11 protein-coding genes are annotated in these 13,748 nt (G+C 69.9%); 5 read left to right on the top strand and 6 right to left on the bottom strand.

The features are described from left to right. Nucleotides 1-3: 3 nt before the first annotated feature. Nucleotides 4-1,191, bottom strand: coding sequence for a class I SAM-dependent methyltransferase (locus ACFVHK_RS05985; protein WP_376928032.1), 1,188 nt, complete (start codon nucleotides 1,189-1,191; stop codon nucleotides 4-6). 129 nt (nucleotides 1,192-1,320) lie between these two features. Between ACFVHK_RS05985 and groES the strand changes: the two genes are divergently transcribed. The 3 genes from groES to ACFVHK_RS05970 all read left to right on the top strand — a co-directional run bounded on the left by groES (nucleotide 1,321) and on the right by ACFVHK_RS05970 (nucleotide 4,280). Next, the gene (gene groES, locus ACFVHK_RS05980) at nucleotides 1,321-1,617 is read left to right on the top strand and encodes a co-chaperone GroES (RefSeq protein WP_308797093.1); all 297 of its coding nucleotides are present in this window, start codon (nucleotides 1,321-1,323) and stop codon (nucleotides 1,615-1,617) included. 165 nt (nucleotides 1,618-1,782) lie between these two features. Further along, nucleotides 1,783-2,739, top strand: a complete 957-nt coding sequence (gene rarD, locus ACFVHK_RS05975; protein ID WP_376928031.1) for an EamA family transporter RarD — start codon at nucleotides 1,783-1,785, stop codon at nucleotides 2,737-2,739. Nucleotides 2,740-2,990: 251 nt separating this feature from the next. Beyond that, nucleotides 2,991-4,280, top strand: a complete 1,290-nt coding sequence (locus ACFVHK_RS05970) for an ABC transporter substrate-binding protein (protein WP_376928030.1) — start codon at nucleotides 2,991-2,993, stop codon at nucleotides 4,278-4,280. Nucleotides 4,281-4,899: 619 nt separating this feature from the next. Here ACFVHK_RS05970 and ACFVHK_RS05965 read toward each other — a convergent pair. Genes ACFVHK_RS05965 through ACFVHK_RS05950 form a run of 4 tightly spaced genes read right to left on the bottom strand, consistent with a single transcriptional unit; the run spans nucleotide 4,900 to nucleotide 8,793 of the window. Beyond that, on the bottom strand, nucleotides 4,900-5,685 hold the full coding sequence (locus tag ACFVHK_RS05965) for an ABC transporter ATP-binding protein (protein WP_376928029.1): 786 nt from the start codon (nucleotides 5,683-5,685) through the stop codon (nucleotides 4,900-4,902). Beyond that, the gene (locus tag ACFVHK_RS05960; RefSeq protein WP_376928028.1) at nucleotides 5,672-6,595 is read right to left on the bottom strand and encodes an ABC transporter ATP-binding protein; all 924 of its coding nucleotides are present in this window, start codon (nucleotides 6,593-6,595) and stop codon (nucleotides 5,672-5,674) included. Before ACFVHK_RS05960 ends, ACFVHK_RS05965 begins: the two co-directional genes overlap by 14 nt. Further along, nucleotides 6,585-7,565 carry a branched-chain amino acid ABC transporter permease gene (locus tag ACFVHK_RS05955; RefSeq protein ID WP_129233576.1) on the bottom strand — a complete coding sequence of 327 codons (981 nt, stop codon included), beginning with the start codon at nucleotides 7,563-7,565 and terminating at the stop codon, nucleotides 6,585-6,587. Before ACFVHK_RS05955 ends, ACFVHK_RS05960 begins: the two co-directional genes overlap by 11 nt. A 13-nt stretch (nucleotides 7,566-7,578) precedes the next feature. Next, entirely contained in the window at nucleotides 7,579-8,793 is a 1,215-nt protein-coding gene (locus ACFVHK_RS05950; protein WP_376928027.1) for a branched-chain amino acid ABC transporter permease, read from the bottom strand. Nucleotides 8,794-9,141: 348 nt separating this feature from the next. Here ACFVHK_RS05950 and guaB point away from each other — a divergent pair, with 348 nt between their 5' ends. Next, entirely contained in the window at nucleotides 9,142-10,644 is a 1,503-nt protein-coding gene (guaB, locus tag ACFVHK_RS05945) for an IMP dehydrogenase (RefSeq protein ID WP_376928026.1), read from the top strand. 76 nt (nucleotides 10,645-10,720) lie between these two features. Here the strand turns inward: guaB and ACFVHK_RS05940 are convergent, their stop codons facing one another. Further along, nucleotides 10,721-11,881, bottom strand: coding sequence for a MalY/PatB family protein (locus ACFVHK_RS05940; RefSeq protein WP_376928025.1), 1,161 nt, complete (start codon nucleotides 11,879-11,881; stop codon nucleotides 10,721-10,723). A 138-nt stretch (nucleotides 11,882-12,019) separates the two neighbouring features. Between ACFVHK_RS05940 and ACFVHK_RS05935 the strand changes: the two genes are divergently transcribed. Further along, a complete protein-coding gene (locus tag ACFVHK_RS05935) occupies nucleotides 12,020-13,720 on the top strand; it encodes an ABC-F family ATP-binding cassette domain-containing protein (protein WP_376928024.1) in 1,701 nt (566 codons plus the stop codon). Nucleotides 13,721-13,748 lie beyond the last annotated feature (28 nt).

Here is a 13,748-nt window from a genome sequence, read left to right as displayed (position 1 = left end):
CGCTCAGAGCCGCTCGACGAGGATCGCGACGTGGCGGCCCTCCTCGCGCGTGAGCACGACGGTCGCCGAGACGTCGCCCTTGAGCTTCAGGCGGGTCCGGAGGGCGGCCGGATCGACGTCCACTCCGCGCTTCTTGATCTCGAGCGCGCCCACGCCGCGCTCCTGCAGCGCCCGCCGAAGGCCGCGCTCGTCCGCGGGGAGGCGCTCGATCACGCGGAACCCCCTCGCGAACGGGGTGTCGACCTCGCGGTCGCCGGTCAGGTACGCGATGCCCTCGCTCAGCATCCACGCGCCCATGGATCGGGCGAGATCGCCGATGAGGCGGGCGCGGATGACCGCGCCGTCGGGCTCGTAGAGGTAGTCGCCGAGGGGGCCGACGGGGGCGTCCTCGGCGTCGGACGATGCGACGAGCTCCTGCGCGCCGTCGCCCCGGATCACGAGCGCCGCCCGGCCGATGCCTGCACGGGCGAGTGCGCCCGTCCAGACGACGAGCTCGACGACGTCGCCGTCGACCGACACCCACTGCGCTTCCGCGCCGTCGGGCACGAGATCGCGGTCGGTGCCGGGTCCGAGCTTCACGCCGACCGGCATCCGATCGGCGAGGGCGAACACGAAGTCGAGCGGAGGGGAGTAGTCCGCGGCGTCGGCGAGCCTCGTCGTCGTGCCGCCCGAGGTGGTGCGCCGTGCGGGGTCGAGCCACGCGGCGTCGATGCCGCCGAGCGAGACGTCCTCGGCGCGGGCGTGGAGCACGCGCACCTTCGGGAACGGCGTGAGGTTGAACGCGGCGACGGCGGCCGTGACCTCATCGGCCTCGGCCGCGGTCACGTCCAGGTCGACCGCGGCGAGGGCGAGCGCGTCGCCGCCGATGCCGCACCCGAGGTCGGCCACGTGCCGGAGCCCGGCGCGGGCGAATCGGCCGGCGTGCAGCGCCGCGACGCGCAGCCGGGTGGCCTGCTCGAGGCCGGGCTCGGTGAACAGCATGCGGTCCGCGAACTCGCCGAACTTCGCCCGCGCCTTCGAACGGAGCCGCGACTGGCTGAGGACCGCCGCGACGAGGCCCGGATCGTGGCCCTGCTTGCGGAGGTCGGCGACGGTCTTCACGACGTCGGCCTTGGAGGAGTACGGCGGCAGCGAGTCGAGCAGCGTGAGCCCGTCGGTAGAGAGCAGCCTCACCAGCTCGTCGCGTTCCACGCCGACACGCTAGCACCGTGGCATCCGCTGGCACTCACGTTGCACGAGTGCCAGAACCGCCATAGACTCCCTTTAGCACTCTCACTCAGAGGCTGCTAACCCCAGTCTTCGTCAAGAAAGAGGTCAACCGTGTCGGTTTCCATCAAGCCGCTCGAGGATCGAATCGTCATCAAGCAGGTCGAGGCCGAGCAGACCACCGCCTCCGGCCTGGTCATCCCCGACACCGCCAAGGAGAAGCCCCAGGAGGGCGAGGTCGTGGCGGTCGGCCCGGGCCGGATCGACGACAACGGCAACCGTGTCCCGCTCGACGTGGCCGTCGGCGACAAGGTGATCTACTCCAAGTACGGCGGCACCGAGGTGAAGTTCGGCGGCGACGACTTCCTCGTCCTGTCGGCCCGCGACGTCCTCGCGGTCGTCGTCCGCTAGTCGACACCGACATCCTCGCGGCCCGGATGCCTCTGGCATCCGGGCCGCGTCGTCGTCTCCGGTCCTCGCCTCGACGGCAGGGCCGCGACGAGCCCGGCGGGATGTCGACGGAGGTCGGCAGTCGGCGCGCGCCGACGGGTCGGAGGTCGCGCGTAGGCTGACACGGTGTCATCCGCTCCGTCCACCGGCGCACCGGCGCGCGTCAGGCCAGACGGCGTGAGTCGCGCCGGGATCGCCTACGCCGTCTCCGCCTACGCGCTGTGGGGGTTCCTCCCCGTCTACTTCATCGCCCTCGCGCCGAGCGGGCCGATCGAGATCGTGGCGATGCGCATCCTGCTCTCGCTCGTCTTCTGCGCCGTCCTGATCGCGGTCACGCGCACCTGGCGCGCGTTCCGCGCGCTCATGCGCGATCGGCGCGTGGTGCTGATCATGGGCCTGGCCGGCGTGCTGATCTTCGTGAACTGGCTCACGTACGTCTACGCTGCGCTCACCGGGCACGTCGTCGAGGCCGCGCTGGGGTACTTCATCAACCCGATCGTGACCGTGTTCCTCGGGGTCATCGTGCTCCGCGAGCGGTTGAACGCCGTGCAGTGGACGGCCGTCGGGATCTCGATCGTCGCCGTGGTCGTGCTCACCGTCGGGTACGGGCAGATGCCGTGGATCGCGCTCGTCCTGGCCTTCAGCTTCGGCTTCTACGGCCTGATCAAGAAGCGGGTCGGCCACCGTGTCGACGCGGTCTCCGGCCTCACCCTCGAGACCGCGTGGCTCGCACCCGTCGCGGCGATCCTCCTCGTGGTCGTCGCGTCGACGACCGGGCTCACCATCGGCTCCGCGAGCGGATGGCACACCGTGCTGCTGCTCTCCGCCGGCGCGGTGACCGCGATCCCGCTCCTCCTGTTCGCCGCCGCGTCGCGACGCCTCCCGCTGATCTACATGGGGTTCATCCAGTACTTCGCCCCATTCATCCAGTTCGTCGTCGGCGTCGTCGTCCTCGGCGAGCCGATGCCGCCGGAGCGATGGGCCGGGTTCGGCCTCGTCTGGCTGGCGCTCGTCGTGCTCACCTTCGACCTCCTCCGCGGGGCGCGAGCCGCTCGGCGGGCTGCGAACCTCGAGCCCGTCTGAGCGCCTTCGAGGCCCCCGTACTGGGGCTGGATCGTCGCGGTCCGAAGCGTGGCCCGATGGCGGATTTCGTGGCGGAATCGCAGGAATCGTGCGGAGAATCGCGCGTCAGTGTCGCTCAGGTAACGATTCCGTGTGCGTTACCGGGTTGTGATCGAGGCAATCTTGTTTCCACTGTGGGCGGGCAATACGGTCGATACATCGGCGTCGCCAGACGCTGTTTCAGTACCGATCCTTCAGTCCCAAGGAGCATCATGAGCGTATTCGCGAGGGCCACCGGCTCGCGCTCGGCTCGCGCGGCTTGGACGGGCATCGCCATTGCTGGCGTTTCCGCCCTCCTCCTCACCGCGTGCAGCACGGGCGGCACCACCCCGGAAGAGTCCGAGGAGCCGGCCGACACCGGCGACGCCCTGCCCATCGAGGCTGGTGAGCGCGACCTCACCCTGAAGGTCGGCACCATCCTGCCGCAGTCCGGCACCCTCGCCTTCCTCGGCCCGCCCGAGGAAGCCGGTGTCGCACTCGCCGCCGAGGAGATCAACGAGGCCGACGCAGGCATCCAGGTCGAGGTCGTCTACCGCGACTCCGGCGACACCACCACCGACATCGCCACCGTCTCGGTCACCGACCTCCTCTCGCAGGACGTCTCGGCGATCATCGGCGCCGCCTCGTCGGGTGTGTCGTTCACGGTCATCGACCAGATCACCTCCGCCGGTGTCGTCCACTTCTCGCCGGCCAACACGTCGCCCGACTTCACGGACTACGACGACAACGGCCTCTACTTCCGCACCGCGCCGTCCGACCTCCTCCAGGGCGAGGTCCTCGGCAACCTGATCGCGGAGGACGGCGCGTCGACGCTCGGCCTCCTGGTCCTCAACGACCCGTACGGCACGGGTCTCGCGGCTGCGACGACGGAGGCCTTCGAGGCAGCCGGCGGCGAGGTCGTGGCCGAGGAGCTCTTCAACACGGGTGACTCGAACTTCGACGCGCAGCTCTCGGCGATCAACGCCGCGAACCCCGACGCCGTCGCGGTCATCACGTTCGACGAGGCCAAGGTCGTGGTGCCGGCCCTCGTCGGCGGGGGCTACCCCGGCGACCAGCTGTACTTCGTCGACGGAAACCTGACCGACTACAGCGCGGACTTCGCGCCCGGCCTCGTCGCCGGTGCGAAGGGCACGCTCCCCGGCCCGATGCTCGAAGCCGACTTCGAGGAACGACTGCTCGGAGTCGACCCCAACCTCGACAGCTTCAGCTACGGACCGGAGTCGTACGACTCCCTCATGCTGATCGCGCTCGCGGCCTACGCCGCCAACAGCACGGCCGGCGAGGACATCGGTGCGTACCTCCAGCAGGTGTCGGGCGGTTCGGGTGACGGCGAGACCGTGACCACGTTCGCCGACGCTGCCGCCCTGCTCGCCGAGGGCTCGCAGATCGACTTCGACGGTGCGTCGGGTCCGATCACCCTCGACGAGAACGGTGACCCGACCGAGGCCACCATCGGCATCTACGAGTACGAGGACGACAACACCATCACGCGCATCGGCTGATCGGCTGACACGCAGCGAAGGGCCCCGGCTTCGGCCGGGGCCCTTTCGCGTGCCCGCATGAAGCGCATGCGGATACCGCTCGGTGCCGCGGTCCGCAGAGGCCGGCGAGTCGAGTGGCCGCATCCGGACTCAGCGCCGGGTGCGGAAGGCGCAGGCTTGCCGTGAGCCGCGACGGCAGCCGCATGGACGGCTGTCGAACGGGGGACTGCAGAACCGACGCTGTCGATCAGGACGACTGACTGCCGAACGACGCTGCCGGACGACCGGTGCGCGACGGTGGTGTCGATGCGGCGGGCCACCGCAGGTGACGAGTCCAGCGGGCATCGACTCCGCGGGCCTCGCGACCTGTCGCGGCGGACGGCGGCTCCCGGGCTCGGAGTGCGGGCCACGGGCCCGGTCGGGCCCGGGGACCCTGGCGAGCCGGAGATGGGACCGACGGGCCGACGGAGGGCCCATCGGTCCAGGCACGGCCGCTGACGCGTCGCCGGTGGCCGGCCGTCGACGGCGAGGAGCCCGAACAGGACGAGCCCCAGGGCACCGGGGATCGGCGGAATGCAGCGGGGACGACGAAGGGGGCGGATGCCGTGGCATCCGCCCCCTTCGGGCTTCGAGCGGTGACTCAGTCCTGGCCGAGCGTGCCCAGGTAGAGGCCGATGACCTTCGGGTCGTTCAGCAGCTCGCGGCCGGGGCCCTCGTAGGCGTCACGGCCCTGGTCGAGGACGTATCCGCGGTCGCAGATCTGGAGGCAGCGGCGGGCATTCTGCTCGACCATGATGGTCGTCACGCCCGCACGGTTGATCTCCTTCACCCGCAGGAACGCCTCGTCCTGTCGGACGGGCGACAGGCCCGCGCTGGGCTCGTCGAGGAGCAGCACGTGCGGACCCATCATGAGTGCGCGCGACATCGCCACCATCTGGCGCTCACCGCCGGAGAGCGAACCTGCGCGCTGCGCGAGGCGCTTGCCGAGCTCGGGGAAGATGTCGACCACGAACTCGAGGCGATGCTTGAGATCCTTGGGCTTCTGGAAGATGCCCATCTCGAGGTTCTCCTGGATGGTCAGCGACGGGAACACGTTGTTCGTCTGCGGGACGAACCCGACGCCCTTGGAGACCAGCTTGTTCGCCTTCTGGTTGGTGATCTCGTCGCCCTGGAGGTAGATGCCGCCCTCACGGACCTTCACGAGCCCGAAGATCGCCTTCAGCAGCGTCGACTTGCCGGCGCCGTTCGGTCCGATGATGCCGATCAGCTCGCCGTCGCGCGCCGTCAGCGAGCAACCGTTGAGGATGTTCACGCCGGGCAGGTAGCCCGCAGTGACATCCCGGACCTCGACGACGAGATCGCGCGTGTCGACCGTGGCGGTGCCGCCCGTCGGCTCGGCGCTCGCCGCTGATTCACTGTTCGTCATCGATGAGCTCCTTCAAGGCGTGGATGTGCTCGACGGACTCCGGATCGTCGTCGTCGCCGAGATCGGTGTCGTGATGCGCGCCGAGGTAGGCGTCGATCACGGCGGGGTCCCGCATGACCTCGTGCGGATCGCCCTCGGCCACGATCTTGCCCTCGGCCATCACGATCACCCAGTCGGCGATGTGGCGGACCATGTGCATGTCGTGCTCGACGAACAGGACCGTCATGCCCTGCGACTTGAGGTCGAGGATGTGGTCGAGCAGCGACTGCGTGAGCGCGGGGTTCACACCCGCCATCGGCTCGTCGAGCATCACCAGTGTCGGGTCGCTCATGAGCGCTCGGGCCATCTCCAGCAGCTTGCGCTGTCCGCCCGAGAGGCTGGCGGCGTAGTCCTCCTGCTTCGCGTCGAGCTTGAAGCGGGCGAGGATCTCCTTGGCCTTCGCCTCGATCTCGTCCTCCTGGCTGCGCCAGAAGAAGGGGAACACCGAGCGGAACAGGTTCTCCCCGCTCTGGCCCTTCGCCCCCAGCTTCATGTTGTCGAGCACGGTGAGCAGGCCGAGCGCCTTCGTCAGCTGGAAGGTCCGGATGAGCCCCATGCGGGCGACCCGGTACGCCGGGACGTGGGCCAGCGAGCGGCCGTCGAACTCCCACTTGCCCTCGTCCGGCTTGTCGAAGCCGGTGAGCAGGTTGAAGAACGTGGTCTTGCCGGCACCGTTCGGGCCGATGAGCGCCGTGATCGCGCCGCGCGGGATCTCGACGTGTGCGACGTCGACGGCCGTCAGGCCGCCGAACGTGCGCTTGACGCCGTCGGCGATGATGATCGGGTCGACCTTCTTGCAGCCCGGACCCGCTTCGCCGACGTGGAGGCCGGTCGTCTTGACCGGCGTCGTGGGGGTGGCGTTATCGGACAAAGGACAGCTCCTTCTTGTTGCCGAAGATGCCCTGTGGCCTGAATACCACGAGGAGCATGATCGCGACGCCGACCAGGATGAATCGCAGCTGGCCGGCCTGGACCTGCGTCATGAACGGGAGCCAGCCCGCCTCGACCGCTCGGGCCATGAAGCCCGAGAAGAACGAGAGCAGCACCCAGAAGATCATCGAGCCCACGATCGGCCCGAGGATCGTCGCGGCGCCGCCGAGCAGCAGGATCGCGTAGATGAAGAAGGTGAGCGACGTCTGGTAATTCGCCGGCACGACTGCGCGCGGCATGATGAAGATCATGCCGGCGAGGGTGCCGAAGACGCCACCCAGGATCAGGCTCTGCATCTTGTACGAGTAGACGTTCTTGCCGAGGGCGCGCACGGCGTCCTCGTCCTCGCGGATGCCCTTGATCACGCGGCCCCAGGGGCTTCGCATGATCGACCACGTGAACAGCGCGGCGAGGATGACGACCGTCCATCCGAGGATCCGGATCCACCAGTCGTAGGCGTTGTAGGTGAACGGGCCGAACCCGTAGGTGCCGTCAGGGATCGGGTTCATCGCGGCGATGCCGCCCTTGTAGCCCTGAAGGCCGCTCGCCGACCCCGTCACGTCGTCGAACGTGTTGGTGGTGAAGATCAGGCGCAGGATCTCCGCGGCCGCGATCGTCACGATGGCCAGGTAGTCGGCTCGCAGCCGGAGGGTCGGGATGCCCAGGATGAGGGCGAACACGATGGACGCACCGATGCCGACGAGCACCGAGGCCCATACGGGGAACCCGAAGGTCAGCGTGGAGATGGCGAATCCGTACGCACCGAGGGCCATGAAGCCCGCCTGGCCGAAGTTCAGCAGGCCGGTGTACCCGAAGTGGATCGCCAGGCCGAGCGCGGCCAGGGCGTACGCGGCGGTCGTCGGGCTGATGAGCTCCTGCGCCGCGTTCGAGAAGATCTGAATCCAGTCGATCATTGTCGGCCCCTTATCCGATTCTCTCTCGGCGACCCAGGATTCCCTGCGGTCGGAACAGCAGCACGAGGATCAGCACGAGCAGCGCGCCGACGTACTTCATGTCACTCGGGAGCCACAGCGTGGAGACCTCGATGAAGAGACCCACGATGAGGGAGCCGACGAGTGCGCCGAAGGCCGTGCCGAGACCGCCGAGGGTGACCGCGGCGAAGACGAGCAGCAGGATCTGGAAGCCCATGTCCCAGCTGACGCCGGGGCGGAAGTACGCCCACAGGATGCCGGAGAGACCGGCGAGGGCGCCGCCCAGGACCCAGACGATGCGGATGACGCGGTCGACGTCGATACCGCTCGCCGCAGCGAGCGGGGAGTTGTCGGAGACCGCGCGGGTCGCCTTGCCGATGCGGGTCCGGAGGAGGAAGTACGCGACCGCGAGCAGCACGATGACGGAGGTCGCCATGCTCGCCACGTCGATCCACGAGAGCAGGATCGGTCCGAGCACGATCTCGCGCGGGAGGGTCGCTCCCGGCAGCTGCCTCGTCGATCCGCCGTAGAAGAACTGGAACGTGTAGCGCAGCGCCAGCGAGAGGCCGATGCTGACGATCATCAGCGGGATCAACCCCACCCCTCGTTTGCGCAGGGGTTTCCAGAGACCCGCGTCGAGCGTCCAGCCGAGCCCGGCGGAGAGCGCGATCGCGATCAGGATCGCGAGCCACACCGGCAACGCGAGCATGTTGCTGAACGTCAGCATCATCAACGCGCCGAAGGTGATCATCTCCGCGTGCGCGAAGTTGGAGAGCCCGGTCGTGCCGAAGATCAGCGACAGGCCGATCGCGGCGAGCGCGAGCAGGAGGCCGAAGTTCAGGCCGTTCACGACACGGATCAGCACCTGGGCGCCGTAGTCGGTCGTGACGCGCTGTCCTTCGCCGAGGAAGAAGTTCACGGACTTCCGCTTGGTGAGTCCGAACTCCGCATCGATGGTCGACTGCCCGTCTTCGACGATCACGCCCTCCGGGAGGGTGTCCTCGTCGAGCGTCAGCTCGTAGGCCTCCTTCTCGGGGACGCCGAGCGTCCATTGGCCGTTCTCATCGGTCTCGGTCTCCGCTTCGAAGCCGTTGCCGGAGACGGCGATGGACACCCCCTCGAGCGGCTCGTCGTTGTACTTCACGTTCCCGCTGAAGAAGTACTCGAACTCCTCGGCCTGGCTGTCCGTACCCCCTTCGTCCGCCATCGCAGGGGACGCTGCGATGCCGGACAGAGTGAGTGCGGACACCAGGAGTCCGAGGAGGATGAGCCACCTCCCGCGGGAATGCGGGCGGACTGATTGCGTGGATTCCACTGCACCTCCAAAGGTCCCGGTATGGGGGTCGACCGGGTACGCCTTTCCTGCGACGACGTCGTCACAGTACGTGCCGATTATGTCCCAGGTGTTTCGCAGCCGGGCACAAACGGCCCTCGATTGTTATCCGGGGAATGGCTGCGGCGCAAACTCGCTTAAACTCTTCTGTACCGCGACGATGCGCCCGTGCCCGCGACCCGCGGTGCGCGGGCGGTCGAGCACGACTCGAGAAGGGGCGACATGGATCAGGCCGATCCGTTCGGATTCACTGGATTGACGTACGACGACGTCCTGCTGCTGCCGGGGCACACCGACGTGATCCCGAGCGAGGCCGACACGAGTTCGCGCCTGACACGGCGCATCACGGTCGCGACGCCGCTGCTGTCGGCGGCGATGGACACCGTCACCGAGGCCCGGATGGCGATCGCCATGGCACGCCAGGGCGGGATCGGCATCCTGCACCGCAACCTCTCGATCGCCGAGCAGGCCGAGATGGTCGACCGCGTGAAGCGCAGCGAGTCGGGCATGGTCTCGAACCCCGTGACCACCACGCCGGACGCGACGGTGGCCGAGGTCGACCAGTTGTGCGCGACCTACCGGGTCTCGGGCCTGCCCGTCGTCGACGCCGACGGCGTGCTCGTCGGCATCATCACGAACCGCGACATGCGGTTCGTGTCCGACTTCGAGAAGTCGACCACCAGCGTCGCCGACGTGATGACCAAGGCCCCGCTGATCACCGGCCGGGTCGGCATGGACCCCGACGAGGCGATCGCGATCTTCGCCCAGCACAAGGTCGAGAAGCTCCCGCTGGTCGACGACCGCGGACGCCTGACCGGGCTGATCACCGTGAAGGACTTCGACAAGTCCGAGCAGTACCCGCACGCCACGAAGGACGCCGAGGGGCGTCTGCGGGTCGGCGCCGCGATGGGCTTCTTCGGCGACGCCTGGGAGCGCGCCGAGGCCCTGCGCGACGCGGGCGTCGACGTGCTCGTCGTCGACACCGCCAACGGCGAGTCCGCCGGCGTGCTCGACGTGATCCGACGGCTGAAGGCCGACCCCACGTTCGCCCACATCGACGTGATCGGCGGCAACGTCGCGACGTACGAGGGCGCGAAGGCCCTCGTCGACGCCGGCGCCGACGCCGTGAAGGTCGGCGTCGGCCCGGGCTCGATCTGCACGACCCGCGTCGTCGCGGGCGTCGGCGTGCCGCAGATCACCGCCGTGTACGAGGCGTCGAAGGCCACGAAGCCGGCGGGCGTGCCGCTCATCGCCGACGGCGGCCTGCAGTACTCGGGCGACATCGCCAAGGCCCTGGTCGCCGGCGCCGACACGGTCATGCTCGGCTCGCTCCTCGCCGGCACCGCCGAGAGCCCCGGCGACCTCGTCTTCCAGAACGGCAAGCAGTACAAGACGTATCGCGGGATGGGCTCGCTCGGCGCCCTGCAGACGCGCGGCAAGAAGACGTCGTATTCGAAGGACCGGTACTTCCAGGCCGACGTGCCGAGCGACGACAAGCTGATCCCCGAGGGCATCGAGGGGCAGGTACCGTACCGCGGCCCGGTGTCGGCCGTCGCGTACCAGCTCGTCGGCGGGCTCCGGCAGTCGATGTTCTACGTCGGCGCGCGCACCGTCGCCGAGCTCAAGTCGAAGGGCCGCTTCGTGCGCATCACGCCGGCCGGCCTCAAGGAGTCGCACCCGCACGACGTGCAGTTCGTCGTCGAGGCGCCGAACTACACGCGCTGAAGGTCGGCGCGGCGCGACGACGTCGCGACACCCCGCGAGGCGGGTTCGGCCGATGGCCGAGCCCGCCTCGCGCGTCTCACCCCTCGTCGCGCGCGTCCGCGATGCGACTGATCGCCTCCGACAGCACCTCAGGGGAGCACGCGAGGTTCAGGCGTGCGTGCCCGCGGCCGACATCCGCCCCGAACGCGGGGCCGCCGGCGAGCGCGACCCGCGCGCGCTCGAGCGCCACGGCGGCCGGATCGTCGCCCCATCCGAGCACCGACAGGTCGAGCCAGGCGAGGTAGGTGGCCTGCGGCATCCGGTACCGCACGCCGGGCAGCTCATCCTCGAGGAGGTCCGCGAGGAGCCGGCGGTTGTCGTCGATCGACGCGATGACGCCGTCGAGCCAGTGCGCGCCGTGACGGAACGCCGCGACCGATGCGATCGAGCCGAACTGGCTCATGCGCCAGCCGACCTCGTAGGGCATGACGTCGCGGACGGCGTCGCCGCGTGCGCTCGCCGTGATCATCATCGCGGCCTTCAGCCCGGCGAGGTTGAACGCCTTGCTCGCGGCGGTGACGGTGACGCCGTGCTCCCGCGCGGCATCCGACACGGTGAGGAACGGCACGTAGGGCGATCCGGGCTGGGAGAGCGGTCCGTGCACCTCGTCGGAGACGATCGTCGCATCGAACCGGGCGGCGACCTCGGCCAGGGCCTCGAGCTGCTCCCGAACCGGCACGAGCCCGACCGGGTTGTGCGGGTTGCAGAGCACCATCGCCCGGGCGCCGTCGGCGAACGCGGCCTCGACGCCCTGGAGGTCGAGCGACCAGCCCTCGTCGATGCCGCCGGCGAGCGGCACGGCGACGACGCGGCCGCCGGCCTCGGTCACGAGGTCGAAGAACGGGGGATAGATCGGCGGGCAGATCACGACGCCGTCATCGGGTGCGATGACGCGGCGCAGCACCTCGACGATGCCCATCGAGACGTCGGCGGTGCAGGTCACCCGCTCGGGGTCGGGCTCCCACCCGAGGCGCTCCGCGGCGAAGGCGGAGAACGCCTCCGCGACGGGCAGGCTCCCAGCGGCGTAGCCCGTGTCGGAGCGGCGGATCGCGGCGTGGAGCGCCGTCGCTATGGGTTCTGCCAGCGGGTAGTCCATCTCCGCGACCGGGAGCGGCAGCACGTCCTGGTCGTACATGCGCCACTTGGCGCTGGTCCGGGTGCGGAGTACGTCGAGCGGGTCTGCGGCGATGCGGTCCATGTCTCCAGACTGCCCCACGTGAGCGTGCGGCGGCACCGTGCCGGAGCGTCGTGCCGGGGCATCCGTCATCGGCTAGTCTGGTCGGCTGCCCGCCGGGCGGTGCGGCGGATGCCGCGGACACGGATCGGAATCGGGCCCATGGGCTTCATCGACGTCAACGGCGTCTCCTTCTCGCTGCCGGACGGCCGGCCGCTCCTCGCCGACCTCGCGTTCCGGGTCACCGAAGGGCGCACGACGGCGCTCATCGGCCAGAACGGCGCGGGGAAGACCACGCTGCTCCGGATCGTCCGAGGCGAGCTGCGGGCCGACGAGGGGAGCATCCAGGTGGTCGGCGGCCTCGGGGTGATGGACCAGTTCGTCGGTCGCGGCGAGGTCGTCGAGGGCATGGAGCGCACCGTGCACGGCCTGCTCGCGACGGTCGCGCCCGCGCGCGTGCGCGCTGCGGCGATCGAACTCGAGCGTGCCGAGAACGCGCTCATCGAGACGGACGACACGGCCGCGCAGATGCGGTACGCATCGGCGCTCGCGGAGTACGCCGAGGCCGGGGGGTACGACCAGGAGGTCGTCTGGGACCACTGCACGACGGCCGCCCTCGGCATCCCGTTCGAGCGCGCGAAGTGGCGCGAGCTCTCGACGCTCTCGGGCGGTGAGCAGAAGCGGCTGGCGCTCGAGGCGCTGCTGCGCGGGCCCGAGGAGGTGCTGCTGCTCGACGAGCCAGACAACTCGCTCGACGTGCCCGGCAAGCGCTGGCTCGAGCGGCAGCTGCGGGCGACGCCGAAGACCGTGCTGCTGGTCTCGCACGACCGCGAGCTCCTGGCCCGTGCCGCCGATCGGATCGTGACGCTCGAGGCGGGCGCCGCGGGCAGCACGGCGTGGGTGCACGGCGGCGGCTTCGGCGGCTACCACGCCGCGCGCGAGGAGCGCTTCGCCCGCCTCGATGAGCTGCGGCGCCGCTGGGACGAGCAGCACGCGCAGCTGAAGCAGCTCGTGCAGACGCTGAAGGTCAAGGCGACGTACAACGACGGCATGGCCTCCCGCTACCAGGCCGCGGTCACCCGACTGCGGAAGTTCGAGGAGGCCGGCCCGCCCGAGGAGCGACCGCCCGACCAGGCGGTGTCGATGCGCCTCCGCGGATCGCGCACCGGCAAGCGCGCCGTCGTGTGCGAGGGCCTCGAGCTGACCGGCCTCATGCGGCCGTTCGACCTCGAGGTCTGGTACGGCGACCGCGTCGCGGTGCTCGGGTCGAACGGGTCGGGCAAGTCGCACTTCCTCCGGCTCCTCGCCACCGGGGGCAGCGACCCCGACCGGGCGAAGGGCCACGTGACGGATGTCGGTGCGACCCTCGCCGCCGTCCCGCACACCGGCACCGCGACGCTCGGCGCGCGGGTCGTGCCGGGCTGGTTCGCGCAGGGTCACGAGCTGCCGGGGCTCCGCGGTCGGACGCTCCTCGACATCCTGCACCGGGGCGACGCGAACCGGGAGGGCATGGCGCGCGAGGCGGCGAGCTCCGCGCTCGACCGCTACGGCCTGGCCGCCGCGGCGCTGCAGGAGTTCGATGCGCTCTCGGGCGGCCAGCAGGCGCGCCTGCAGATCCTGCTGCTCGAGCTCTCCGGCGCGACGCTGCTGCTCCTCGACGAGCCGACCGACAACCTCGACCTCGTGTCGGCCGAGGCCCTCGAGGATGCGCTCTCGCGGTTCGACGGCACGGTGCTCGCCGTCACGCACGACCGCTGGTTCACCAGGTCGTTCGACCGGTTCGTGGTGTTCCGCTCCGACGGCGAGGTCGTCGAGGCGGACGAGCCCGTGTGGGACGAGGCGCGGGTGGCGCGGGCGCGCTGAGCCCGAGCCCGCGGCATCCGTGTCGCAC

The organism is Agromyces binzhouensis, assembly GCF_042672355.1.
GTDB classification, from domain to species: domain Bacteria; phylum Actinomycetota; class Actinomycetes; order Actinomycetales; family Microbacteriaceae; genus Agromyces; species Agromyces binzhouensis.
The sequence above is the reverse complement of the archived record's forward strand: the minus strand, read 5'-3'. Positions and strand labels throughout refer to the sequence as shown.